The following is a 22,803-nucleotide window of genomic DNA, read 5'->3' as shown; positions in this document are numbered from 1 at the left end:
GTTTTGCTATTCGTGAAGGTGGTCGTACTGTTGGTGCCGGTATCGTCTCTAAGATCATTGAATAAATAATGCTTGTTGAGTGCTTTGATTATTGAAGGCACTTTGTATAACAGGGAAATAAAGAGCATGAACAGTCAGAATATTCGCATTCGCTTGAAAGCGTTTGATCATAGAATTCTTGATACGTCGACGCGTGAGATTGTATCGACTGCTAAACGTACCGGTGCAAATGTCCGTGGTCCCATTCCGCTTCCGACGCGGATTGAGAAGTTTACGGTCAATCGTGGACCGCATATCGATAAGAAAAGTCGTGAGCAGTTTGAGATGCGAACACATAAGCGTCTTCTTGACATTGTTGATCCAACGCCGCAAACAGTGGATGCGCTTATGAAGCTCGATCTTTCTGCTGGTGTGGATGTAGAAATTAAGCTCTGAGGTTTGAGGACAGAAGGAACAGACCCGATGCGTTCAGGTGTAATAGCACAGAAGCTGGGCATGACCCGTATTTATAATGATGCTGGTGAGCATGTGCCGGTGACGGTACTTCGTTTGGAGAATTGTCAAGTCGTTGCTCAGCGTACAGTTGAAAAGAATGGTTATACTGCTGTTCAATTAGGTGTAGGCTTTGCTAAGGTTAAGAATACTTCACAAGCTCTTCGTGGACATTTTGCTAAGGCTTCTGTCGAGCCTAAAGCCAAAATAGCAGAGTTTCGTGTGAGTCCCGACAATCTTCTTGATGTTGGTACTGAGATTACAGTGGAACATTTTGTTCCAGGACAAAGAGTTGATGTGACTGGTACCAGTATTGGTAAGGGGTTTGCTGGTGTTATGAAACGACATAACTTTGGTGGGCATCGTGCTTCTCATGGTAATTCGATTACACATCGTGCTCATGGTTCTACAGGGCAGTGCCAAGATCCTGGTAAAGTTTTTAAAGGTAAAAAAATGGCTGGCCATATGGGGCAAGTGCGTGTAACAACACAGAATATTGAAGTTATTTCCACTGATAGTGAGCGTGGTTTAATTTTAGTGCGTGGTGCTGTTTCTGGTTCTAAAGGTTCTTGGATTTTGATACGGGATGCTGTGAAGAAGCGTCTTCCTGATAATGCTCCAAAGCCTGCTGGTATTCGCCGTCTTGTGAAAGAGAAAGCGGAAATGGTTACTCCGGTGACGGAAACCTCTGAGGTTGAGGGAGCCTAATAATGGATCTTGTAATTAAAACTCTTGATGGTAATGAAGCTGGCAAATTAAAGGTTTCTGAAGCTATTTTTGATCTTGTTCCGCGTGAGGATATTTTGCAACGTGTTGTTCGTTGGCAGCTTGCACGTCGTCAGCAGGGAAGTCATCAATCCCAAGGTCGTTCTGATGTGTCGCGAACAGGGGCAAAAATGTTTAAACAGAAAGGAACTGGGCGTGCTCGACATTCATCTGCACGTGCACCGCAGTTTAGAGGTGGGGGTAAGGCACATGGACCGGTGGTTCGCAGCCATGCGCATGATCTTCCTAAAAAAATTCGTGCTCTTGGGTTGCGTCTTGCTTTATCTGCAAAATTAAAAGCAAAAGATTTGATTATTGTGGATGAGTTGGCTGTTAAGGATGCTAAAACGAAAATGCTTGTTTCTCATTTTTCTAAGCTTGGATTTAATAACGCTCTCTTGATTGGTGGTAAAGAGATTGATATTAACTTTTTTCGTGCAGCCTCTAATATCCCTAATATTGACATTTTGCCTATTCAGGGAATTAATGTTTATGATATTTTGCGTCGCAGCAAACTTGTTTTATCAAAAGCAGCTGTTGAGGCTCTTGAGGAGCGTTTTAAATGACAGATATTCGCCATTATGATATAATTATTAGTCCAGTTATTACTGAAAAGGTGACTATGATTTCTGAATATAATCAAGTTGCTTTTAATGTCGCGCCGAAAGCGACGAAGCCTGAGATTAAGGCTGCTGTTGAAGCGCTTTTTAGCGTAAAAGTTAAAGCAGTTAATACGATAGTCCGTAAGGGTAAAGTGAAGCGTTTCAAAGGTATAGTTGGTCGGCAGAGTGATGTCAAAAAAGCGATCGTAACTCTGGCCAGTGGTCAGACTATCGACGTTTCGACAGGTCTTTAAGAGGCTCGGAGATAGGAATAATGGCACTTAAGCAATTTAATCCAACTACACCTGGGCAGCGTCAGCTTGTTATTGTGGAACGTTCTTGTCTTTATAAGGGAAAACCTATAAAGATGTTAACTGAAGGTTTGTCTTCAAAGGGTGGGCGTAATAATCGCGGTCGTGTTACTGCTCGTTTTCAGGGTGGTGGACATAAACGTAGTTATCGGTTTGTCGACTTTAAGCGTCTTAAACGTGATGTTTCAGCAAAGGTTGAGCGTTTAGAATACGATCCTAATCGTACCGCTTTTATTGCTTTAATCCGCTATGAGGATGGGCAATTGAGTTATATTCTTGCGCCACAGCGTCTTGGTGTTGGTGATTCTGTTATGGCTGGTTTAAATGTGGATGTTAAACCAGGTAATGCTATGCCTCTTGGTAATATGCCTGTAGGCACAATTATTCATAATGTTGAGATGAAGCCAGGAAAAGGGGGGCAGATTGCACGTTCAGCAGGTGCTTATGCGCAGTTGGTTGGACGAGATCATGGTATGGCTATTCTTCGTTTAAATTCTGGTGAACAGCGTTTGGTTCCGAGTAGCTGTTTTGCAACTGTTGGCGCTGTTTCAAATCCTGATCATGGGAATATTAATGATGGTAAGGCGGGTCGGTCACGTTGGCGTGGTAAACGTCCACATGTTCGTGGTGTTGCTATGAACCCCGTTGATCATCCACACGGTGGTGGTGAAGGTCGTACATCGGGGGGACGCCATCCAGTTTCTCCTTGGGGTAAACCTACGAAAGGTAAGCGTACGCGCTCCAATAAAGCCACTGATAAATTTATTATGCGTACGCGTCATCAACGCAAGAAATGAGAAAGGTAGTCTGAGGTGGTTCGTTCAGTGTGGAAAGGTCCGTTTGTTGACGGCTATCTTCTTGGTAAAGCAGAGAAGGTACGTGCAAGTGGGCGCAACGAAGTTATAAAAATATGGAGTCGTCGCTCTACTATTTTACCGCAATTTGTTGGTTTAACTTTTGGTGTTTACAACGGTAATAAGCATATTCCTGTTTCTGTTTCTGAAGAGATGGTTGGGCATAAGTTTGGTGAGTTTGCTCCTACCCGGACTTATTATGGTCATGGTGCCGATAAGAAAGCGAAGAGGAAGTAGGAATGGGAAAAGCTAAAGTTTCGCGCCAGCTTAAAGATAATGAAGCAAGAGCTGTCACGCGGACAATTCGTGTTAGTCCGCAGAAGCTTAATTTAGTTGCTGCAATGATTCGTGGTAAAAGAGTTAATGTAGCGCTCGCTGATTTGATGTTTTCACGCAAGCGTATTGCTGCTACTGTGAAAAAAACGCTTGAATCAGCAATTGCAAATGCAGAAAATAACCACGATCTTGATATTGATTCGCTTGTTGTGGCGGAAGCTTATGTTGGTAAGTCGATAGTGATGAAGCGCTTTCATGTTCGTGGTCGAGGGCGTGCTAGTAGAATTGAACGTCCATTTTCGCATCTTACTGTTATTGTTCGTGAAATTACCGAAAAAGTGGAGGCCGCGTAATGGGGCAGAAGATCAATCCAATAGGACTTCGTCTTGGTGTTAATCGGACTTGGGACTCTCGTTGGTATGCTGATAGTGGTGAATATGGGCGCCTTCTTCATGAAGATTTGAAAATTCGTTCATATGTGCTTGAGGAGCTTAAACAGGCGGCTATTTCTAAGGTTGTTATTGAGCGTCCTCATAAAAAGTGTCGTATTACAATTCATTCTGCACGTCCTGGTTTGATTATTGGTAAAAAGGGTGCTGATATCGAAAAGCTTCGTCGTAAGCTCTCAGAAATGACGGATGCTGAAACTTCATTGAATATTGTGGAGATTCGTAAACCGGAGATTGATGCGACAATTATTGCGCAATCAATTGCTCAACAGTTAGAGCGTCGTGTTGCTTTTCGTCGTGCAATGAAGCGTGCTGTTCAGTCTGCTATGCGTCTTGGTGCGGAAGGTATTCGTATCAATTGTTCTGGCCGTCTTGGTGGTGCTGAAATTGCTCGTATGGAATGGTATCGTGAAGGTCGTGTTCCACTTCATACCTTGCGTTCTGATGTTGATTACGGTACAGCAGAAGCTAAGACCGCTTATGGTATTTGTGGTATTAAAGTTTGGGTCTTTAAGGGTGAGATTCTTGAGCATGATCCGATGGCTTCAGAACGTCGTGCTACGGAAGCTGATCAATCTGGTTCTTCATCGAATCGTCGCCGCGAAAATGCTTAGTTTTTGAGATTGAACTAAAATTTGGAGTAGAGAACAATGTTGCAGCCAAAGCGCACAAAGTTCCGTAAACAGTTCAAAGGCCGTATTCACGGTTTTGCGAAGGGTGGTACGGATTTGAATTTCGGTGCCTACGGTTTGAAGGCTGTTGAGCCGGAGCGGGTTACTGCTCGTCAAATTGAAGCGGCGCGTCGTGCGATTACACGTTATATGAAGCGTTCTGGTCGTGTGTGGATTCGCATTTTTCCAGATCTTCCGGTTACATCTAAACCGACTGAAGTTCGTATGGGTAAAGGTAAGGGAAGTGTTGATTATTGGGCTGCACGTGTTGCTCCTGGGCGCGTCATGTTTGAGCTTGATGGAGTTCCGGAGGATGTTGCACGTGAAGCACTAAGATTGGGTGCTGCAAAGTTGCCTATAAAAACGCGTTTCATCCAGCGTATTGCTGAATAATGAGGTTAAGCGATGAGAGCCACAGAATTACGGGCGCAAACGCTCGACCAAATGAAAGATGAATTGGCTAAGTTAAAGAAAGAGCAATTTAATTTGCGTTTTCAAAAAGCAACAGGTCAATTAGAAAAGACTGCGCGCGTTAGACAAGTTCGTCGTGATATTGCGCGTATTAAAACTTTTCTTCGTCAAAAGATAAGTGAAAGTAAGGTTTAAGGAAATAAGAGATGCCTAAACGCGTTTTGCAGGGTGTTGTTATTAGCGACAAAAGTGATAAGACTGTTGTTGTCAAAGTTGAACGCCGTTATTCTCATCCGCTTCTTAAGAAGACTGTTCGGCAGTCTAAAAATTATAAAGCGCATGACGAAAACAACCAATTCAAGATTGGGGATCAAGTTTCTATTCAAGAATCTAGACCAATTTCGAAAGATAAATGTTGGATTGTTGTAAAAGACAATGTAGCGTAAAGAGTTAAGCTTATTGTTTTAGAATTTAACAGTGTGGTTATCATTGATAAATTTGAAGACGATAACTTTATCGTTATTTGGCAGGCAAATCCGAGTGTGTAAAAGATACAATCGGATATATGTATTAAGAGAAGGTGGCCAGTCATGATTCAGATGCAAACAAACCTCGACGTTGCTGATAATTCTGGAGCGCGTCGTGTCATGTGCATCAAAGTGTTAGGCGGTTCAAAGCGGAAATATGCTTCGGTCGGTGACATTATTGTTGTTTCGGTTAAGGATGCAATTCCTCGTGGCCGTGTTAAAAAAGGTGATGTTATGAAAGCTGTTGTGGTTCGTACTGCTAAGGATATTCGTCGCGCAGATGGTAGTGTCATTCGTTTTGATAGTAATGCTGCGGTTTTAGTGGATAACAAAAAAGAGCCGATCGGTACTCGTATCTTTGGACCTGTTCCCCGTGAATTGCGTGGTAGGAATCATATGAAGATCATCTCGCTTGCTCCTGAAGTTCTGTAAGGAGTAAATGTTATGCAAAAGATTCGAAAAGGTGATAAAGTTGTTGTTTTGTCCGGTAAGGATAAAGGATGTAGTGGTGAAGTAATTAAGGTTAATCCAAAAGAGAATAAGGCTTTTGTTCGTGGGATTAATATGATTAAACGTCATCAACGTCAAACGCAGAAGCAAGAAGCTGGAATTATTTCTAAAGAAGCTCCGATTCATCTGTCTAATTTGGCGATTGCTGATCCTAAAGATGGTAAGCCTACACGTGTAGGCTTTCGTATGAATGCAGATGGTAATAAAGTTCGTTTTGCCAAGCGTTCGGGAGAGTTGATTAATGGCTGAGGAAAGACAAATACCGCGTATGAAAGCGCATTATTTTGAAGTGATTCGTAAAATGCTTCAAGAGAAGTTTAATTACAGAAATGCGATGCAAATTCCGCGGATTGATAAAGTTGTAATAAATATGGGGATAGGTGAAGCAACTGCTGATTCGAAGAAGCCTTCCCTTGCCGCTGAGGATTTAGGGCTAATAACGGGTCAGAAGGCTGTTGTTACGCGTGCGCGTAATTCTATTGCGACCTTTAAGGTTCGTGAAGGAATGCCTCTTGGGGCTAAAGTTACATTACGTAAAGATCGTATGTTTGAGTTTTTAGATCGTCTTGTGACGATTGCTCTTCCGCGGGTTCGTGACTTTCGTGGTTTAAATCCAAAGAGTTTTGATGGTCGTGGCAATTTTGCTATGGGTATTAAAGAACACATTGTGTTTCCAGAAATCAACTATGATAAAGTTGATCAAATTTGGGGCATGGATATTATCGTTTGTACGACAGCAAAAACGGATGATGAAGCTCGTGAGTTATTGCGTGCTTTTAATTTTCCTTTTCGTTCGTAACGGCAAACGTAGTGAGGTGAAATTATGGCCAAAGTAAGTGCCGTTGAAAAAAATAAGCGTCGTGAGGTGATGGTAAAGCGCTATGCTGCCCGTCGTGCACGTTTGAAAGCAATAGTTATGGATCAGAAGGTTTCTCTTGAGGAACGTTTTAAAGCTTCTGTTCAGTTGGCAGAGTTGCCGCGTAATTCTTCGAAAGTTCGTATTCGTAATCGCTGTGAGGTTTCAGGTCGTCCGCGGGCTTATTATCGTAAATTAAAAATGTCGCGAATTGCGTTGCGTGAGCTTGGCTCTATTGGCTATATTCCTGGTATTGTAAAGTCTAGTTGGTAAGAGGAGATTATTTAATGTCTATGTCAGATCCTCTTGGTGATATGTTAACACGTATTCGTAATGCACTTGGTCGTAAAAAAGGTAAAGTAGTTACTCCAGATTCGAAGCTTCGTGCGCACGTTCTTGATGTTCTTCAGTCGGAGGGTTATATTCGCGGATATAATCGAATTGATTTAGGTGATGGGAAAGCGGAGATTGAAATCGAATTGAAGTATTTTGAAGGGCTGGCTGCTATTCGTGAGATTTCACGTGTATCAAAGCCAGGGCGTCGTGTGTATGTTTCTGCTAAGTCACTTCCTCAGGTGGCAAATGGCCTTGGTATTTCGATTTTATCGACTCCTAAAGGCGTCATGGCAGATCATGAGGCGCGTGAACAGAATGTTGGTGGAGAACTCCTTTGTCGTGTTTTCTAAGTTATGTCAAGAAAACGGAAGAAAAAGTAGGTTAGAACAATGTCTCGTATTGGAAAGAAACCCATTTCAATTCCTTCTGGAGTTACTGCTACTGTTGAAGGACAGCTGGTTAAGGCAAAAGGTCCAAAAGGTGAGCTGAGTTACGTCGTCAATGATGAAGTCTTAGTCAAACTTGAGGAGAATATCATATCAGTTATGCCGCGGGATCAGTCAAAAGATGCGCGTTCTAAATGGGGTATGTCGCGCTCAATGATTGAGAACATTTTTTGTGGTGTGAAAGATGGTTTTGAAAAGAGGTTGGAGATTAATGGGGTTGGTTATCGTGCTGCTTTGCAGGGTAAGGATGTTCAACTATCTCTGGGCTTTTCGCATGATGTGGTTTATAAAGTTCCGTCGGGTGTTACTGTGACTGTTCCTAAGCCAACGGAAATTGTTGTTTCTGGAATTGATAAACAGCAAGTTGGACAAGTTGCAGCGGAGATTCGTGAGTATCGTAAGCCTGAGCCTTATAAAGGTAAAGGTGTTAAGCATGCAGATGAACGTATCTTCCGTAAAGAAGGTAAAAAGAAATAAGGATTTTGTATTATGGTTTCATCTAAGGACATTATCCAACGTCGTGCAAGGCGCGTTCGTCGTAGAATTAAAATGGTTTCTCATGATCGTCCTCGCCTTAGTGTTTATCGTTCAAATCAGAACATTTATGCTCAAGTTATCGATGATTTGCGGGGATGTACACTTGTTTCAGCCTCTACTCTTGAAAGTGATTTGAAAAAATCGTTAAAGAGTGGTGCTGATAAAAAGGCGGCCTTTGCTGTTGGTAAGTTAATTGCTGAGCGTGCGAAGAAAGCGGGTGTTAATGAGGTGGTTTTTGATCGTGGAGCGTATGTGTACCATGGTCGCGTCAAAGCTTTAGCTGAAGCTGCTCGTGAAGGTGGTTTGAATTTCTAAAATTTCTTATTTATGAATGAGTAAGGAGAGTTTAGAGTATTTCGTTTAAGTTCTTCCAGTTTGATGAGGGACTTTGTTATCGTGCTTCCGGAAAAGAAAAAGGAATGAGGAATGGCACAAAAAGAACGTGGTGAGAGAGAAGAACGCGATAATGAATTTGTCGATAGGCTCGTTCATATCAATCGTGTTGCTAAAGTTGTAAAGGGTGGTCGGCGTTTTGGTTTTGCTGCTCTTGTTGTCGTTGGAGATCAAAAAGGGCGTGTGGGTTTTGGACATGGTAAAGCCCGTGAAGTTCCAGAAGCCGTTCGTAAAGCAACGGAATCTGCAAAGCGTGGGATGATTTATGTTCCACTTCGGTCTGGGCGTACATTGCATCATGATCTTGAAGGTCGTCACGGAGCTGGGCGTGTTTTGCTACGCTCGGCTTCTGCTGGTACTGGTATTATTGCTGGGGGGCCGATGCGTGCTATTTTTGAAGCTCTTGGTATGCAGGATGTCGTTGCAAAATCACTAGGATCGTCGAATCCTTATAACATGGTTCGTGCAACATTTGATGCATTGAAACATCAAATGCATCCTAGAGATATTGCTGCTCAACGTGGTATAAAGTATTCGACTTTGCAGGCGCGTCGTCGCCATTTAGTCGACCTAGAAGGGTAGTTTCTGAGATTATCAGAAAAGGAATTAGGAAATGGTTCAGAAAAAATCTCAGAGTGGTAAAACTGTGACGGTGGAACAAATTGGAAGCCCTATTCGAAACTCACAGATTCAGCGTGCAACCTTAAAGGGGCTTGGACTAAATAAAATGCGTCGTCGGCGCGTTTTAGATGATACACTTTGTGTGCGGGGTATGATTGCTCGGGTTCGGCATCTTGTTCGCGTTATAGATGAAGGTTAAGGGTTGCGGGAGTATTAGATATGAAACTCAATGAACTACGTGATTGCGAAGGCGCAACAAAAAATCGTAAGCGTGTTGGGCGTGGTATTGGTTCCGGTACGGGTAAGACTGGTGGTCGTGGTGTAAAAGGGCAAAAGTCACGTTCTGGTGTTTCCCTTAATGGTTTTGAAGGTGGGCAAATGCCCATCTATCGTCGTTTGCCAAAACGTGGATTTAGGAATTTCTTTGCTAAAACCTACAATGAAGTTTCACTAGGACGTATTCAGTTGGCAGTTGATGCAGGTAAGTTGAATATTGAAAAGCCTGTTGATATGGTTTCTTTGAAAGAGGCTGGTATTATTCGTCGTGAAAAAGATGGGGTTCGTCTTCTTTCTGATGGTGATTTGAAGGCTAAGATTACCTTTCATGTTTCTGGTGCTTCACAAGCTGCTTGTGTTAAGATTGAAAAAGTGGGTGGTCAGGTTATTCTTCCTGATATTGCTCGATAATTTTTTAATATGAATAGAGACCTAAAGAAGAATAATATCTGTTTTGTGGGATCTTTTGTGGAGAATTGTTTAAGTTCTGCATTTGTTTGTGTATGCATATATGAATTTTAGGATTATACTTCTGTGATTTGAAAAACTGAAGTGTAAAGTGGAGACGTTTTATGGCATCAGCAGCAGAGCAATTTGCTTCCAATATAAATTTTGGCACCTTTTCGCGTGCAACTGAATTAAAGAAACGCATCTGGTTTACTCTGTTGGCGCTTCTTGTATATCGTTTTGGCACTTACATCTCTCTTCCAGGTATCAATATCGATGCTTTGCGGCAAACATTTGAACATCACGCGTCGGGTGTATTAGGACTCTTTAATATGTTTGCTGGAGGTGCCGTTGGGCGTATGGCTATTTTTGCGCTGGGTATCATGCCTTATATATCGGCATCTATTATTGTGCAATTGTTAACATCTATTATTCCTTCTTTGGAAACTCTTAAAAAAGAAGGGGATTTAGGTCGTAAGATTATCAATCAATATACGCGTTATGTAACAGTCGTATTGGCAATTCTACAAGCTTTTGGTATTGCGGTTGCGCTTGAAAGCGGTATAGGGTCGGGGCTTCAAATTGTTTTAGAACCAGGTCTTATGTTTCGTATTTCTTCTGTTATTACGCTTGTTGGCGGAACGATGTTTCTTATGTGGCTTGGCGAGCAAATTACGTCACGTGGTATTGGTAATGGGGTTTCTCTTATCATTTTTACAGGGATTGTAGCCAACTTTCCTTCTACTTTTGCTCAGCTTTTGACAGCTCATAGTCAGGCTGATTTATCAACTTTTCTTTTAATAGGAATCGTTCTTATTGCTGTTTTGGTTATTGGGCTTATTGTTTTTATAGAGCGTGCGCAACGGCGAATTCTTATCCAATACCCGAAACGTCAGGTCGGTAATCAAATGTTTCAAGGAGATATGTCGCATCTTCCTTTAAAGTTGAATACTGCTGGTGTTATTCCACCTATTTTTGCTTCATCTTTATTATTATTACCTGCCACTATTAATAATTTTTCTGATAAAATGCCACAATGGGTTCAGGAGATTTCTTATGCTCTTGGTCATGGACAGCCACTTTATATGATTGTTTATGCATTTTTAATGGCGTTTTTTTGCTTTTTTTATACAGCTATTGTGTTTAATCCAAGTGATACTGCAGATCAGTTGAAAAAACATTCTGGTTTTATTCCAGGGATTCGTCCAGGTGAGCGTACAGCCGAATATATTGATTACGTTTTGACGCGTATTACTGTTGTGGGGGCACTTTATATTATCTTGGTTTGTTTGTTACCTGAATTTATGATATCTGCATTACAGGTTCCTTTTTATCTTGGGGGAACATCCTTGTTGATTGTTGTTACTGTTACACTTGATACGGTTGCTCAAATTCAGGGGCATCTTGTTGCCCACCAATATGAAGGGTTGATAAAAAAATCAAAACTTCGTGGAGGTAAAAGGAATCGATGAGAGTTATTCTTTTAGGTCCTCCTGGAGCGGGAAAAGGTACGCAAGCAAAAATGTTGACTGAGGAATATAACATTCCTCATTTATCAACAGGGGATATGTTGCGTGAGGTGATTGCCAAAGAAACGGAGATTGGTAAAAAAGCTAAAGCTATTATAAGTTCTGGTACTTTGGTACCTGATAGTATTGTTAATCAAATCGTATCAGATCGGATTGATGAAGCTGATTGTGTAAACGGTTTTGTTTTGGATGGATATCCGCGAACTGTGGGGCAAGCAGAAGCGTTGCAACAGATACTGGATTCAAAAAATATGCGGCTTAATGCTGTTATTGAATTGTGTGTTGATGAAGACGTGTTGATTGAACGTATGAAGAAGCGCGTTGAGGAAACAATAGCGACTGGTGGACAGGTTCGTTTAGATGACAATCCTGTTGCTTTTGCAAAAAGATTAGTAGAATATCGTGAAAAAACAGCTCCCTTATCAAAATTTTATTCAGAGAGGGGAATGTTGAAGGTTATTGATGGAATGATTGGTGTTGCTGAAGTGACACGTATGATTAGAGGGTTTCTTTCATGAGATTTTTTTTTAGAAATAAATGAAAAGAGTTGACTTTTGAGATGAAATCTATCAAAAGTGAATTTAATTTATTTTAGTGAAATAATAGGATTCGGAAGAATTTTTTTCTGAGTCTATTTTTTTCTGTAAGGTATATCAGGTATTTTATAACAATTTGTCAAAATAACTAAGGAGAGTAGGCGTGGCTCGTATTGCTGGCGTCAATATCCCGACAAATAAGCGTGTAATTATTGCGCTTCAATATATCCACGGGATTGGACCAAAATTTGCTCAAGAAATTATTGAAAGAGTTGGCATTCCTTTGGGGCGTCGTGTGCATGAGCTTTCAGATGCTGAGGTGCTGCAGATTCGTGAGGCAATAGATCAGGGGTATCAAGTTGAAGGTGATCTTCGTCGTGAGGTTGCTATGAATGTTAAGCGTTTGATGGATCTTGGTTGTTATCGAGGATTGCGTCATCGCCGGTCTTTGCCTGTCCGAGGACAGCGTACACATACGAATGCCCGTACACGTAAAGGTCCGGCTAAGGCAATCGCCGGTAAGAAGAAATAAGGGCCTTTGTGGAAGGTTTTTTATATATTCTTTTTCTTGTTTGATTTTTTTGACAAGGAAAAAAGGTGGAGCTGCTGATGTTACGGCAGTGATGAGATCGTTGAAAGGGAAATTATGGCCAAGGAAGCCACACGTGTTCGTCGTCGCGAACGTAAAAATATTTCATCGGGTGTTGTACATATTAATTCAACATTTAATAACACAATGATTACTATTACTGATGCTCAGGGTAATGCAATTGCCTGGTCATCTGCGGGAGCTCAGGGGTTTAAAGGTGCGCGTAAATCGACACCTTTTGCTGCTCAAGTTGCTGCGGAGGATTGTGCAAGAAAAGCGCAAGAGCATGGTATGCGTTCTTTGGAAGTTGAAGTTTGTGGACCTGGATCAGGGCGTGAATCTGCTTTACGTGCATTGCAATCTGTTGGTTTTGTCATTACTTCTATTCGCGATGTAACACCAATTCCTCATAATGGATGTCGTCCGCGGAAAAGGCGGCGTGTTTAATTGGGTGTTGTTTTTTGTTGTCGGAGATTTCTCTGATGTTCACATTGGTCGTTACGATTGAATGGTAACGGAACTAAAGAACGGGAATAAAAATATGATCCAGAAAAACTGGCAGGAACTTATTAAACCCAATAAGGTTGAATCATGTGCACATGATAATCCAAATATTATAAGTGTGATTGCTGAACCTCTTGAGCGTGGTTTTGGTTTAACGTTAGGAAATGCGCTTCGTCGCGTTTTGTTATCTTCGCTTCGTGGTGCTGCTATTACTGCTGTGCAGATTGACGGTGTCTTGCATGAATTTTCATCGATTCCAGGTGTGCGTGAGGATGTTACGGATATTATTCTGAATATAAAAGAAATTGCGCTTCGTATGGAAGAAGAAGGGCCTAAACGTGTTGTCGTTTATAAAGAGGGGCCTGGTGTTGTGAAAGCGGGAGATATCAGTACAGTTGGAGATATGGAAATTCTAAATCCAGATCATGTTATTTGTACTCTTGATGAAGAAGCTGAAATTCGTATGGAATTTATTGTCAACACAGGAAAGGGGTATGTTCCATCTGATCGTAATTGTGTTGATGATGCACGTATAGGGCTTATTCCAATTGATAGTCTTTATTCACCGATCCGTAAGGTATCTTATAAAGTAGAAAATACACGCGAAGGTCAAGTTCTCGATTATGATAAATTAACGCTCACGATTGAAACAAACGGTGCTGTTAATGGTGAGGATGCTGTTGCTTTTGCAGCACGCATTCTTCAGGATCAATTATCGTTATTTATTAACTTTGAAGAGCCACAGAAGGAGCCTGTTGAAGAGGCTGATTCTGAGCTTTCTTTTAATCCTGCACTTCTCAAAAAAGTGGATGAATTAGAACTTTCAGTTCGTTCGGCAAACTGTCTTAAGAATGATAATATTGTTTATATTGGTGATCTGATTCAAAAAACAGAATCTGAAATGCTTCGGACACCGAATTTTGGTCGCAAATCGTTGAATGAGATTAAAGAAGTTTTGGCGTGTATGGGTTTACATCTTGGGATGGAGATTCCTGCGTGGCCGCCTGAAAACATTGATGATCTTGCAAAACGTTATGAAGATCAATATTAAAATTAGAATTTAAGGAGAGGGCTTATGCGCCATAGTAAGTCAGGACGCAAGTTGAACCGTACTGCCAGTCACCGTAAAGCGATGTTTGCAAATATGGCAACTTCGTTGATCGAGCATGAGCAGATTGTGACAACGCTTCCAAAGGCTAAAGAAATTCGTCCTATTGTTGAAAAACTCGTTACTCTTGGTAAGCGTGGTGGTTTGCATGCGCGTCGGCAAGCTATTGCAGCACTTCGTGATGCAGGAAAGGTTGCAAAATTATTTGATACGCTTGCGCCACGTTATGCATCACGCAACGGTGGGTATTTGCGTATTATGAAAGCGGGGTTTCGTACCGGTGATAATGCGCCCATGGCTGTTATAGAATTTGTTGATCGTGATGTTGAAGCGAAGGGTGCTGAGGATCGTGCTCGCATGGAAGCTTCTGAGAATGAAAAGGGAACATCTTCGTAGAGTTTTTTATTCTGTTGGATTTTTAAAGGCCGCCTTGTCTTGGGCGGTTTTTTTGTGAGCATTTTTAAGTTTGTTTTAGTTGAGAAATAGGTGCAGAGAGAAAATTATAGAATATTGAATTATCTTATTTTTATAATATTTATTGTTTAAATAGGTTGTTTTTATTCTCTATTATGAAATATTAATAGAGGTCCTTAATTTGCGGGGATACGTTTTTTTATTCTATTAATCTTCAACAGAATGTGCTGATTTTATAAGGAGTGGATTATGAGGTATTCTTTTTGGGTGCGGATTTTTTTTGCAATTATGATGCAGATATCATTTGATCATGTATATGCTCATGTTCCTCAAACACAAACAGAAATCACTCTTTCATTTGCTCCTTTAGTTAAAAAGACAGTTCCATCTGTTGTAAATATTTATGCAGCTCGACAAATTAGAGCTCGATCACCTTTTGAAGGCGATCCATTTTTTGAGCAATTTTTTGGTCGTTTTCAAAATAAATTTCCTGTTCGTAAGCAATCGTCATTAGGATCAGGGGTGATTGTTGATGCACGTGGTTTGATCGTTACAAATTACCACGTCATTAAAGATGCAAGCGAAATTAAAGTGGCTTTTTCTGATGGACGGGAGTTTGAGAGTAAGGTCGTGCTCAAAGATGAAGCAACTGATATTGCCATTCTTGAAGTTAAGGAAAAAGATGCTCAATTTCCGGTTCTTTCTTTGGGAAATTCTGATGCTGTTGAAGTTGGTGATCTTGTTCTTGCTATTGGTAATCCTTTTGGTGTTGGTCAAACAGTTACAAGTGGTATTGTTTCAGCGCAAGCGCGTACACGTGTTGGGGTTTCTGATTTTGACTTTTTTATTCAAACAGACGCAGCCATTAATCCAGGGAATTCTGGTGGCGCTTTAATTGATATGAAAGGTCAGTTAATCGGAATTAATACGGCTATTTATTCGCGTTCCGGTGGTTCTGTAGGGATTGGTTTTGCTATTCCAGTTAATCTTGTAAAAGTGATGCTTGATACTGTTAAACGCGGTGGAAAATATTTTGTGCCGCCTTATATTGGGGCTTCTTTTCAAAATGTTACAGCTGATATTGCTGGTGGTTTAGGTTTAGAACGTCCCTATGGTGCTCTGATTATTGAAGTTATCAAAGATAGTCCTGCTGAAAAAGCTGGATTGAAAGTAGGTGATGTTATTTTGAGTGTGCAGGGGGTACGCGTTGACAGTCCAGATAGTCTTGGTTATCGTTTGATGACAGCTGACGTTGAGCATAGTCTTGCTTTGGAATATTTACGAAGTGGAAAAACTTTAAAAACACAAATAACAGTTTCATCGATATCAGAAACTGCATTTTTAAAATCTGAAAAAATTACGGGTGACAGTCCTCTTGCTGGTGCTGAAGTGTTAGATTTGACACCGCAAAATAGTCGACGTTTTCATCTTCCTATATCTGCAAAAGGGGTTGTGATTACCAATCTTGATAAAATGAGCAATGCAGCTGGAATTTTTCAGTCAGGAGATATTCTACGTGTTGTAAATGGCCATAAAATTCAAACAGTTCATCAGTTGAAAAAGGTTCTTATGCAAGGTCGCTCAAATATGTGGCAATTGGAATATGAACGTGATGGTATGTATATTCGCCAATTTATTCGTTGAGGTTTTTTTTGAAGAAAGATTTTTTTACTTCGTCGTTTGATTTTCAAGTTAATAAAAATCAGCCACTTGCAGAAAGAATGCGTCCTTGTTCTCTCAATGATGTTGTGGGACAAAAGCATTTGATTGGAGAGGATGGTTTGCTTTCACGTATGGCGGCAACAGGCTCAATTGGATCGATGATTTTTTGGGGACCTCCAGGGACGGGAAAAACGACTGTTGCACGTTTGTTAGCCCTTGAAACAAATTTCGTGTTTGAACAGGTTTCTGCTATTTTTACAGGAGTTTCTGAACTTAAAAAGATTTTTGAAGTTGCGCAGAGGCGTTTTATATCTGGGGATAAAACACTTCTCTTTGTTGATGAAATTCATCGGTTTAATCGTGCACAGCAGGATAGTTTTCTTTCTGTAATGGAAGAGGGTACTGTGGTACTTATAGGTGCAACAACCGAAAATCCTTCTTTTGAGCTGAATGCTGCCCTTCTTTCGCGTGCACGTGTTTTAACATTTCTTTCTCATGATCATGAAAGTTTGGACATGCTTTTGAGGCGTGCTGAAGAAGTGGAGGGAAAAACTCTTCCCTTGGATAATGATGCCAGAGACGTTTTGATAGAGATGTCTGATGGTGATGCGCGGGTTGCGTTAACATTGGCAGAGGAAGTTTGGTCTATTGCACCATTGGGAGAGATTCTTGATGTTGTTGCTTTGCAAAAAGTTATTCAGCGTCGTGCGCCTATTTATGATAAAGGACGAGATGGGCATTATAATCTCATTTCAGCGTTGCATAAATCCGTTCGTGGATCTGATCCTGATGCTGCGCTTTATTATTTGGCACGTATGTTGGATGCTGGTGAAGATCCTCTCTATATTGGGCGAAGATTGGTTCGTATGGCCGTTGAAGATGTTGGTTTGGCGGATCCTCAAGCTCTTGTCATTTGTAATGCAGCAAAAGATGCCTATGATTATTTAGGATCACCAGAAGGAGAATTGGCCTTGGCGCAAGCATGTCTTTATGTTGCAACTGCGCCAAAGTCAAATGCAGCATATCTTGCGTATAAAGCAGCACTGCGTTGTGCGCGCAAAAATGGCTCTTTACCACCTCCTAAGCATATTCTTAATGCGCCTACGAAATTTATGAAGGAAGAAGGGTATGGAAGTGGTTATTGTTATGACCATGATGAACCAGACGCTTTTTCAGGACAAGAATATTTTCCCGAAAAACTTGGGCGTCAGAGTTATTATAAACCAGTTGAGCGTGGTTTTGAGCGTGAAATTGTGAAACGTCTTGAGTGGTGGCAACAGTTGCGCAAAAAACGTAAAGATCAAAATAAAATTTGAGTTGAAATACGTTTTTTATTGATCTTGGATTTATTATTTTATCTCTTATGTTATTGTATGAGAAATTTAGCTTATATTTTAAACATTTATTGCATTGCTTGTAGAGATTTTTTTTGATATTTTCAAAAGTGCATGTTTTTTCAAATTTAAATATGTCATTCAACTTTTAAGCTGCTGTATTTTTTTTGGTTTTTATTAAATAATATATTGACTTATAATGATGATTGACTGTTTCGTAAGTTGAATGAAAGTTTCAAATACCGTAAATTTCTCTCATCCCAAGTCTGTTATTTGTTGAAGCAATCAAGTTATTCGCTTGCATGTTACAAGCAGGATTAGCGTGTGATAAAAACTGTACAAGAAAAGACTAAAAATCCCTCTTATGAATTGTCTCAAGTGCCGAGAGCTGTTGCAATATTGGAGGATGATAAATAGTGTGATGGTGCCGGCTTGCTCCTTCTATAGAGTAAAGATGGTGGTGCCTAAAGGGTTTTGCAGTATACCACATTCATAGGTGTTGTCACAAAATGAGCTTGGAAGTTTTGAGAGATGTTTCTTAAATCAAGTGCATGAATATGCAACACAATAGCGTTTTGTTCTTCGATGCAATAGGGTATGAGGTTGATTGATGATGCGTTTTTTGTGTGATCAATAGCGGGAGAATTCTTAGTCTCTCAAGTATTTAATCAAAGGGATAAGCAGAAGGGTTGTAGAACATTGTGTTTAAAATTAAATTGTTCCTTTTCTAGAGAGATATAAATATGTTAACTATGCTCCCATAGAGATATTACTTTATTGGAGTTTATTATGTGTCATAAGATAAGCAATGCCAATTCTTTATTGTGATGGTCATGAATGTTTATGGACATAATGTGGAGATAGGAATGGAAATAGTCTGTGAAACTCTAAACTCAAACCTTTAGTTAAATTAAAAGTACAGTGTACACTAAAGTTTTAGGTTATTATGAATTCGGTCAAGGATATAATCGTGGATAAAACAAAAGCTCTCGATGCTGCTCTCTCACAAATTGAACGTTCTTTTGGTAAAGGCTCGATTATGCGTCTTGGGCAAAAAGAGCAAGTTGTTGAAATTGAAACAATTCCAACAGGATCGTTATCCTTGGATATTGCTTTAGGGATTGGTGGATTACCGAAGGGGCGTATTGTTGAGATTTATGGACCAGAAAGTTCTGGGAAAACGACATTGGCTCTCCATGCTATTGCTGAGGCACAGAAAGGTGGTGGGATTTGTGCTTTTATTGATGCAGAGCATGCGCTTGATCCTATTTATGCGCGTAAGCTTGGTGTTGATTTAGAAAACTTGTTCATTTCTCAGCCAGATACCGGTGAACAGGCATTGGAAATTACAGAAACGTTGGTTCGTTCTGGTGCCGTTGATGTGCTTGTTGTGGATTCTGTCGCAGCTTTAACACCGCGAGCAGAAATTGACGGTGAAATGGGTGATGCTTTGCCCGGATTGCAAGCTCGGTTAATGAGTAAAGCGTTACGAAAATTAACCGCAGCAATTTTTCGCTCTAACTGTATGGTTGTTTTTATTAATCAAATTCGCATGAAAATTGGTGTGATGTTTGGTTCTCCTGAAACGACAACGGGTGGAAACGCTTTAAAGTTTTATGCTTCTGTTCGTTTAGATATTCGTCGCATTGGATCCATTAAAGATAGGGATTCAATCGTTGGTAATCAGACGCGCGTTAAAGTGGTGAAAAATAAATTGGCACCTCCATTCAAACAGGTTGAGTTTGATATTATTTATGGTGAAGGTATTTCCAAAGTAGGTGAGTTGATTGATTTGGGTGTCAAGGTTGGTGTTGTGGAAAAATCTGGTGCATGGTTTTCTTATAATTCTCAGCGTTTAGGGCAGGGGCGTGAGAATGCAAAGCAGTTTTTACGTGAACATGTGGAAATAGCTACAGAGATTGAAGCAGCTTTGCGCCAAAATGCTGGTTTGATTGCGATTGAATTGTTAGAAAATGCAGGGTCAGAAAATATAGAAAGTGATGAAGCCATTTGATGGGGCGTTTTTTTCGTCTATAATTTTTTTTCTTTAAGATTTTCCTGTTTTTTTGTTTGAGTTTTTAAATACGCAGTCATTTTTTTCTCAATTTTTTAAAACAAATATTCCATTTTTGATTAAATTGACTCCATGCGTGGCGAAGAGGATTTAATGAGGGGGATTTTTCTTTTATGGTTTTGTGCTGTATTGAGCAGGTGTCAACATGAATAGTGTTAATAATATTCGGTCAACATTTTTGGATTATTTTCATCGTAATGGGCATAAAGTTCTTTCTTCTAGTCCGCTTGTTCCGCGGAATGATCCTACACTTATGTTTACAAATGCAGGGATGGTGCAGTTTAAAAATGTTTTTACTGGACTTGAACAACCTTCTTATACGCAGGCAACAACGGCACAAAAATGTGTTCGTGCGGGTGGAAAGCATAATGATCTTGATAATGTTGGTTATACGGCGCGCCATCATACATTTTTTGAAATGTTGGGTAATTTTTCTTTCGGTGATTATTTCAAAGAAGAAGCCATTTTTTTATCATGGAATCTTTTAACAAAGGAATTTTGCCTGCCAAAAGATAAATTGTTGGTGACAGTTTATCAGAGTGATGATGTTGCTGCTGAACTGTGGCGTAAAATTTCAGGTCTTCCAGATGAAAAAATTGTTCGTATTGCGACGGCTGATAATTTTTGGTCGATGGGAGAAACAGGACCTTGTGGGCCTTGTTCGGAGATTTTTTATGATCATGGTGATGAAATATGGGGCGGTCCTCCTGGAAGTGCTAATGAAGATGGGGATCGCTTTATTGAGATTTGGAATCTTGTTTTTATGCAGTATGAGCAAGTTTCCAAGGAAGAACGTGTTAACTTACCTCACCCTTCTATTGATACAGGCATGGGATTAGAGCGTATTGCTGCTGTTTTACAGGGCGTTCATGATAATTATGACATTGATCTTTTTCGTGCATTAATTGCTGCATCAGAAGAAATTACAGGGATTGAGGCAAAGGGTGATTTTATTGCCAGCCATCGTGTCATTGCTGATCATCTTCGCTCATCTGCATTTTTGATTGCTGATGGTGTGCTTCCTTCTAATGAAGGAAGAGGATATGTTTTACGTCGTATTATGCGTCGTGCTATGCGTCATGCGCATCTTCTTGGTGCTAAAGAGCCCTTAATGTGGCGACTTTTGACTGCTTTAATTCGCGAAATGGGACAAGCTTATCCTGAGTTGACACGTGCTGAATCTTTGATTTCAGAAACTTTAAGGTTAGAAGAAATACGTTTTCGTAAAACGCTTGAACGAGGACTTGGTTTGTTGAACGAAGCAAGTACCGATCTTAAAGAAGGAGACTATTTGAATGGTGAAGTTGCTTTCAAACTTTATGATACCTATGGTTTTCCGCTTGATTTGACGCAAGATGTTCTTCGTCGTCGCGGAATATCTGTTGACGTTGGTGCTTTTGATAAAGCGATGGAACGCCAAAAAGAGGAAGCACGTGCCAATTGGTCTGGTTCTGGAGAAGCTGTAACAGAGAAAATCTGGTTTTCTGTTCGTGATCAAGTGGGGGCCACAGAGTTTTTAGGTTATGAAACTGAGACAGCGAAAGGTATTCTTACAGCTCTTGTATGTGATGGTAAAATTGTTGATCATATTTCTTCAGATCAGAAAGCTATGCTTGTTGTTAATCAGACACCTTTTTATGGTGAATCTGGTGGGCAAATTGGTGATAGCGGTATCATTTCTGGTGAAAATTTTATTTTTAAGGTGCATGATACCCAAAGAAAGGGTGATGGTGTTTTTATCCATATTGGGGAGGTGAAATCTGGTCAGGCATCGAGGTCTGATTGTGTAGAATTAACGGTTGATATTGTTCGTCGTAAGAAAATTCGCGCGAATCACTCTGCTACTCATTTGTTACACGAAGCTTTACGCCAAACATTGGGGGATCATGTTACTCAAAAGGGTTCTCTTGTATCGCCAGATCGGTTGCGTTTTGATTTTTCCCATCCAAAATCCGTTTCACCAAAAGAGTTGAAAAAAATAGAAGATTTAGCAAATGAGATTATTTTGCAAAATAGTAAAGTAATAACGCGCCTCATGGCTGTAGATGATGCCATTTCTGAAGGAGCCATGGCATTGTTTGGTGAAAAATATGGTGATGAAGTTCGCGTTGTTTCTATGGGGGAGCCACTTGAACAGGAAAGATTAAAAAAGCGTTGGTCAATTGAGCTTTGTGGAGGGACACATGTGGAGCGAACAGGTGATATTGGTTTAATTCATATTGTTTCTGAAAGTTCTGTTTCAGCTGGAGTGCGGCGTATTGAAGCTTTAACAGGCAAAGAAGCACGTCTTTATCTTAGCCGCCAAGATGAACGTATTCATGAAATCGCTGATCTTTTAAAAACTTCTTCTGCTGGTGTGGAAGAACGGGTGCGAATTTTGCTTGATGATCGTCGTAAACTTGAAAAAGAATTGAATGATGTACGCAAGAAAATGATGTTGAGTGGTGGAGTAACAGAAAGGAGCCAAGATGATATTATCATCATCAATGGGTTTTCTTTTACCGGACGCGTTGTTAAAAATATTTTACCACGGGATCTTAAGGCGCTCGTCGATTCTGAGAAAAAACAAATTGGATCTGGAGTGGTTGCTTTTATTAGTGTCTCGGAGGATGGAAAAGGGAGTGCTGTTGTCGGTGTTACGGATGATTTAACGGATAAATTAAATGCTGTAGATCTCGTTCGTATTCTTTCAGCGATGCTTGGTGGTAAAGGTGGAGGTGGCCGTCCTGATATGGCGCAGGCTGGTGGTCCTGAGGGGAACAAAGCTGATGAGGCATTTGCGGCACTAAAAGATTTTCTTGAAAAAAATTAAAGAATGAAATTATTCTGCATAGGTATTTTTCACATTGTTATATTTGGTTGGCATCTATGTATCATGAATATCTGTCTGGTGTATTTCTGAAATGCAGATACAGCGTAATTGGGGAAAATACAATTGTAAAGATAAAGACAGTGTTTGTCTTTATCACCACTTTATCATTTGGCTTTATAGCTTCCAAGCGTTTCAGGAGTCACCTTTTTAAGATAAGATAGATTATGCAGCACTTCATGCTTTACTGTGTATTCTTTTACTAGGAAGACTAGTTATTGTGTTGCTCTTATAGATTTTTTGAAGAAACATCTCTTTTTATGAAAGGAAAAATACAAGATTTATTGCATACGATTATCCTTATAAAGTTATAAGCTATCATTATTCTATTAGTTTTCAAATGAATAAAATCTCTTTTCTTGAAAAGGCTTATAAAAGAGTTGTTGTATCTTAGAGCTATTGTG

31 protein-coding genes and 1 pseudogene are annotated in these 22,803 nt (G+C 40.3%); all 32 read left to right on the top strand.

The genetic code is table 11. The annotated features are described in order from the left end of the window. Nucleotides 1-65 (top strand): annotated as a pseudogene (locus tag ACFINM_RS03860) (elongation factor Tu); the annotation flags it as partial. 61 nt (nt 66-126) lie between these two features. Continuing rightward, nucleotides 127-435, top strand: coding sequence for a 30S ribosomal protein S10 (gene rpsJ, locus ACFINM_RS03855; protein ID WP_005773267.1), 309 nt, complete (start codon nt 127-129; stop codon nt 433-435). Between the two features lie 27 nt (nt 436-462). Next, complete coding sequence (rplC, locus tag ACFINM_RS03850; RefSeq protein WP_273791404.1) at nt 463-1,200, top strand: 50S ribosomal protein L3; 738 nt, start codon at nt 463-465, stop codon at nt 1,198-1,200. A gap of 2 nt (nt 1,201-1,202) precedes the next feature. Continuing rightward, nucleotides 1,203-1,823, top strand: a complete 621-nt coding sequence (gene rplD / locus ACFINM_RS03845; RefSeq protein ID WP_375640533.1) for a 50S ribosomal protein L4 — start codon at nt 1,203-1,205, stop codon at nt 1,821-1,823. Beyond that, nucleotides 1,820-2,113: a 50S ribosomal protein L23 gene (locus ACFINM_RS03840; protein ID WP_375640528.1), complete on the top strand. Its 294-nt coding sequence runs from the start codon at nt 1,820-1,822 to the stop codon at nt 2,111-2,113. The genes rplD and ACFINM_RS03840 overlap by 4 nt, the downstream gene beginning before the upstream one ends. Nucleotides 2,114-2,133: 20 nt before the next feature. Further along, nucleotides 2,134-2,967: a 50S ribosomal protein L2 gene (rplB, locus tag ACFINM_RS03835; RefSeq protein WP_273791406.1), complete on the top strand. Its 834-nt coding sequence runs from the start codon at nt 2,134-2,136 to the stop codon at nt 2,965-2,967. Between the two features lie 15 nt (nt 2,968-2,982). Further along, on the top strand, nt 2,983-3,261 hold the full coding sequence (gene rpsS / locus ACFINM_RS03830) for a 30S ribosomal protein S19 (protein WP_004855734.1): 279 nt from the start codon (nt 2,983-2,985) through the stop codon (nt 3,259-3,261). A 2-nt stretch (nt 3,262-3,263) separates the two neighbouring features. Continuing rightward, nucleotides 3,264-3,653 carry a 50S ribosomal protein L22 gene (gene rplV, locus ACFINM_RS03825; protein WP_375621437.1) on the top strand — a complete coding sequence of 130 codons (390 nt, stop codon included), beginning with the start codon at nt 3,264-3,266 and terminating at the stop codon, nt 3,651-3,653. Next, complete coding sequence (rpsC, locus tag ACFINM_RS03820) at nt 3,653-4,363, top strand: 30S ribosomal protein S3 (RefSeq protein ID WP_273791408.1); 711 nt, start codon at nt 3,653-3,655, stop codon at nt 4,361-4,363. The genes rplV and rpsC overlap by 1 nt, the downstream gene beginning before the upstream one ends. 36 nt (nt 4,364-4,399) lie before the next feature. After that, nucleotides 4,400-4,813 (top strand): 50S ribosomal protein L16, encoded by a 414-nt coding sequence (gene rplP, locus ACFINM_RS03815; RefSeq protein WP_375611475.1) that lies wholly within the window; start codon nt 4,400-4,402, stop codon nt 4,811-4,813. Between the two features lie 12 nt (nt 4,814-4,825). After that, a complete protein-coding gene (gene rpmC, locus ACFINM_RS03810; protein WP_375606714.1) occupies nt 4,826-5,026 on the top strand; it encodes a 50S ribosomal protein L29 in 201 nt (66 codons plus the stop codon). An 11-nt stretch (nt 5,027-5,037) separates the two neighbouring features. Next, on the top strand, nt 5,038-5,277 hold the full coding sequence (gene rpsQ / locus ACFINM_RS03805; protein WP_012231991.1) for a 30S ribosomal protein S17: 240 nt from the start codon (nt 5,038-5,040) through the stop codon (nt 5,275-5,277). Between the two features lie 144 nt (nt 5,278-5,421). After that, nucleotides 5,422-5,790, top strand: a complete 369-nt coding sequence (gene rplN, locus ACFINM_RS03800) for a 50S ribosomal protein L14 (RefSeq protein WP_004855715.1) — start codon at nt 5,422-5,424, stop codon at nt 5,788-5,790. 12 nt (nt 5,791-5,802) lie between these two features. Then, a complete protein-coding gene (gene rplX, locus ACFINM_RS03795) occupies nt 5,803-6,117 on the top strand; it encodes a 50S ribosomal protein L24 (RefSeq protein ID WP_375611476.1) in 315 nt (104 codons plus the stop codon). After that, nucleotides 6,110-6,667 (top strand): 50S ribosomal protein L5, encoded by a 558-nt coding sequence (rplE, locus tag ACFINM_RS03790; RefSeq protein ID WP_375640525.1) that lies wholly within the window; start codon nt 6,110-6,112, stop codon nt 6,665-6,667. Before rplX ends, rplE begins: the two co-directional genes overlap by 8 nt. Before the next feature lie 24 nt (nt 6,668-6,691). Continuing rightward, on the top strand, nt 6,692-6,997 hold the full coding sequence (rpsN, locus tag ACFINM_RS03785; protein ID WP_273791412.1) for a 30S ribosomal protein S14: 306 nt from the start codon (nt 6,692-6,694) through the stop codon (nt 6,995-6,997). Nucleotides 6,998-7,011: 14 nt separating this feature from the next. Then, complete coding sequence (gene rpsH, locus ACFINM_RS03780; RefSeq protein ID WP_375611478.1) at nt 7,012-7,410, top strand: 30S ribosomal protein S8; 399 nt, start codon at nt 7,012-7,014, stop codon at nt 7,408-7,410. Nucleotides 7,411-7,449: 39 nt separating this feature from the next. Continuing rightward, nucleotides 7,450-7,983 (top strand): 50S ribosomal protein L6, encoded by a 534-nt coding sequence (gene rplF / locus ACFINM_RS03775; protein WP_375621436.1) that lies wholly within the window; start codon nt 7,450-7,452, stop codon nt 7,981-7,983. Between the two features lie 12 nt (nt 7,984-7,995). Further along, nucleotides 7,996-8,358, top strand: a complete 363-nt coding sequence (rplR, locus tag ACFINM_RS03770) for a 50S ribosomal protein L18 (protein WP_273791414.1) — start codon at nt 7,996-7,998, stop codon at nt 8,356-8,358. A gap of 111 nt (nt 8,359-8,469) precedes the next feature. Beyond that, nucleotides 8,470-9,018 carry a 30S ribosomal protein S5 gene (gene rpsE, locus ACFINM_RS03765; protein ID WP_015856574.1) on the top strand — a complete coding sequence of 183 codons (549 nt, stop codon included), beginning with the start codon at nt 8,470-8,472 and terminating at the stop codon, nt 9,016-9,018. Between the two features lie 31 nt (nt 9,019-9,049). Next, entirely contained in the window at nt 9,050-9,256 is a 207-nt protein-coding gene (gene rpmD / locus ACFINM_RS03760; RefSeq protein ID WP_375611481.1) for a 50S ribosomal protein L30, read from the top strand. Between the two features lie 20 nt (nt 9,257-9,276). Then, nucleotides 9,277-9,744 (top strand): 50S ribosomal protein L15, encoded by a 468-nt coding sequence (gene rplO, locus ACFINM_RS03755; protein WP_375621435.1) that lies wholly within the window; start codon nt 9,277-9,279, stop codon nt 9,742-9,744. Between the two features lie 161 nt (nt 9,745-9,905). After that, the gene (secY, locus tag ACFINM_RS03750) at nt 9,906-11,252 is read left to right on the top strand and encodes a preprotein translocase subunit SecY (RefSeq protein WP_375640520.1); all 1,347 of its coding nucleotides are present in this window, start codon (nt 9,906-9,908) and stop codon (nt 11,250-11,252) included. Next, nucleotides 11,249-11,827, top strand: a complete 579-nt coding sequence (locus tag ACFINM_RS03745; RefSeq protein WP_375640515.1) for an adenylate kinase — start codon at nt 11,249-11,251, stop codon at nt 11,825-11,827. Before secY ends, ACFINM_RS03745 begins: the two co-directional genes overlap by 4 nt. A 181-nt stretch (nt 11,828-12,008) precedes the next feature. Beyond that, nucleotides 12,009-12,377, top strand: a complete 369-nt coding sequence (gene rpsM / locus ACFINM_RS03740; RefSeq protein WP_026500557.1) for a 30S ribosomal protein S13 — start codon at nt 12,009-12,011, stop codon at nt 12,375-12,377. Between the two features lie 114 nt (nt 12,378-12,491). Next, nucleotides 12,492-12,881, top strand: coding sequence for a 30S ribosomal protein S11 (gene rpsK / locus ACFINM_RS03735; RefSeq protein ID WP_007347762.1), 390 nt, complete (start codon nt 12,492-12,494; stop codon nt 12,879-12,881). Between the two features lie 94 nt (nt 12,882-12,975). Beyond that, nucleotides 12,976-13,989, top strand: a complete 1,014-nt coding sequence (locus ACFINM_RS03730) for a DNA-directed RNA polymerase subunit alpha (protein ID WP_375611485.1) — start codon at nt 12,976-12,978, stop codon at nt 13,987-13,989. A 24-nt stretch (nt 13,990-14,013) separates the two neighbouring features. Continuing rightward, a complete protein-coding gene (gene rplQ, locus ACFINM_RS03725; RefSeq protein WP_375640511.1) occupies nt 14,014-14,442 on the top strand; it encodes a 50S ribosomal protein L17 in 429 nt (142 codons plus the stop codon). Nucleotides 14,443-14,709: 267 nt separating this feature from the next. After that, a complete protein-coding gene (locus tag ACFINM_RS03720) occupies nt 14,710-16,104 on the top strand; it encodes a DegQ family serine endoprotease (protein ID WP_375621432.1) in 1,395 nt (464 codons plus the stop codon). Between the two features lie 8 nt (nt 16,105-16,112). Continuing rightward, nucleotides 16,113-17,438 (top strand): replication-associated recombination protein A, encoded by a 1,326-nt coding sequence (locus ACFINM_RS03715; RefSeq protein WP_375630110.1) that lies wholly within the window; start codon nt 16,113-16,115, stop codon nt 17,436-17,438. A 988-nt stretch (nt 17,439-18,426) separates the two neighbouring features. Further along, nucleotides 18,427-19,470, top strand: a complete 1,044-nt coding sequence (gene recA, locus ACFINM_RS03710; RefSeq protein ID WP_273791424.1) for a recombinase RecA — start codon at nt 18,427-18,429, stop codon at nt 19,468-19,470. Between the two features lie 205 nt (nt 19,471-19,675). After that, the gene (gene alaS, locus ACFINM_RS03705) at nt 19,676-22,342 is read left to right on the top strand and encodes an alanine--tRNA ligase (RefSeq protein ID WP_375621430.1); all 2,667 of its coding nucleotides are present in this window, start codon (nt 19,676-19,678) and stop codon (nt 22,340-22,342) included. Nucleotides 22,343-22,803: the final 461 nt, after the last annotated feature.

It is taken from the genome of Bartonella sp. AA168HLJHH, from assembly GCF_042197365.1.
GTDB lineage: Bacteria > Pseudomonadota > Alphaproteobacteria > Rhizobiales > Rhizobiaceae > Bartonella.
This window is presented reverse-complemented; position numbering and strand designations above follow the sequence as displayed.

Coding starts and splice junctions, on each gene's coding strand:
- rplN (WP_004855715.1), top strand. CDS start 5,422: ATGATTCAGATGCAAACAAACCTCGACGTTGCTGATAATTCTGGAGCG.
- rpmC (WP_375606714.1), top strand. CDS start 4,826: ATGAGAGCCACAGAATTACGGGCGCAAACGCTCGACCAAATGAAAGAT.
- ACFINM_RS03720 (WP_375621432.1), top strand. CDS start 14,710: ATGAGGTATTCTTTTTGGGTGCGGATTTTTTTTGCAATTATGATGCAG.
- rpsK (WP_007347762.1), top strand. CDS start 12,492: ATGGCCAAGGAAGCCACACGTGTTCGTCGTCGCGAACGTAAAAATATT.
- rplF (WP_375621436.1), top strand. CDS start 7,450: ATGTCTCGTATTGGAAAGAAACCCATTTCAATTCCTTCTGGAGTTACT.
- rpsN (WP_273791412.1), top strand. CDS start 6,692: ATGGCCAAAGTAAGTGCCGTTGAAAAAAATAAGCGTCGTGAGGTGATG.
- rplE (WP_375640525.1), top strand. CDS start 6,110: ATGGCTGAGGAAAGACAAATACCGCGTATGAAAGCGCATTATTTTGAA.
- rpsE (WP_015856574.1), top strand. CDS start 8,470: ATGGCACAAAAAGAACGTGGTGAGAGAGAAGAACGCGATAATGAATTT.
- rplR (WP_273791414.1), top strand. CDS start 7,996: ATGGTTTCATCTAAGGACATTATCCAACGTCGTGCAAGGCGCGTTCGT.
- rpsC (WP_273791408.1), top strand. CDS start 3,653: ATGGGGCAGAAGATCAATCCAATAGGACTTCGTCTTGGTGTTAATCGG.
- rpsQ (WP_012231991.1), top strand. CDS start 5,038: ATGCCTAAACGCGTTTTGCAGGGTGTTGTTATTAGCGACAAAAGTGAT.
- rplC (WP_273791404.1), top strand. CDS start 463: ATGCGTTCAGGTGTAATAGCACAGAAGCTGGGCATGACCCGTATTTAT.
- rplO (WP_375621435.1), top strand. CDS start 9,277: ATGAAACTCAATGAACTACGTGATTGCGAAGGCGCAACAAAAAATCGT.
- rplX (WP_375611476.1), top strand. CDS start 5,803: ATGCAAAAGATTCGAAAAGGTGATAAAGTTGTTGTTTTGTCCGGTAAG.
- ACFINM_RS03730 (WP_375611485.1), top strand. CDS start 12,976: ATGATCCAGAAAAACTGGCAGGAACTTATTAAACCCAATAAGGTTGAA.
- ACFINM_RS03745 (WP_375640515.1), top strand. CDS start 11,249: ATGAGAGTTATTCTTTTAGGTCCTCCTGGAGCGGGAAAAGGTACGCAA.
- alaS (WP_375621430.1), top strand. CDS start 19,676: ATGAATAGTGTTAATAATATTCGGTCAACATTTTTGGATTATTTTCAT.
- rplP (WP_375611475.1), top strand. CDS start 4,400: ATGTTGCAGCCAAAGCGCACAAAGTTCCGTAAACAGTTCAAAGGCCGT.
- rplQ (WP_375640511.1), top strand. CDS start 14,014: ATGCGCCATAGTAAGTCAGGACGCAAGTTGAACCGTACTGCCAGTCAC.
- ACFINM_RS03840 (WP_375640528.1), top strand. CDS start 1,820: ATGACAGATATTCGCCATTATGATATAATTATTAGTCCAGTTATTACT.
- rpsJ (WP_005773267.1), top strand. CDS start 127: ATGAACAGTCAGAATATTCGCATTCGCTTGAAAGCGTTTGATCATAGA.
- rplV (WP_375621437.1), top strand. CDS start 3,264: ATGGGAAAAGCTAAAGTTTCGCGCCAGCTTAAAGATAATGAAGCAAGA.
- rplD (WP_375640533.1), top strand. CDS start 1,203: ATGGATCTTGTAATTAAAACTCTTGATGGTAATGAAGCTGGCAAATTA.
- rpmD (WP_375611481.1), top strand. CDS start 9,050: ATGGTTCAGAAAAAATCTCAGAGTGGTAAAACTGTGACGGTGGAACAA.
- secY (WP_375640520.1), top strand. CDS start 9,906: ATGGCATCAGCAGCAGAGCAATTTGCTTCCAATATAAATTTTGGCACC.
- rplB (WP_273791406.1), top strand. CDS start 2,134: ATGGCACTTAAGCAATTTAATCCAACTACACCTGGGCAGCGTCAGCTT.
- rpsH (WP_375611478.1), top strand. CDS start 7,012: ATGTCTATGTCAGATCCTCTTGGTGATATGTTAACACGTATTCGTAAT.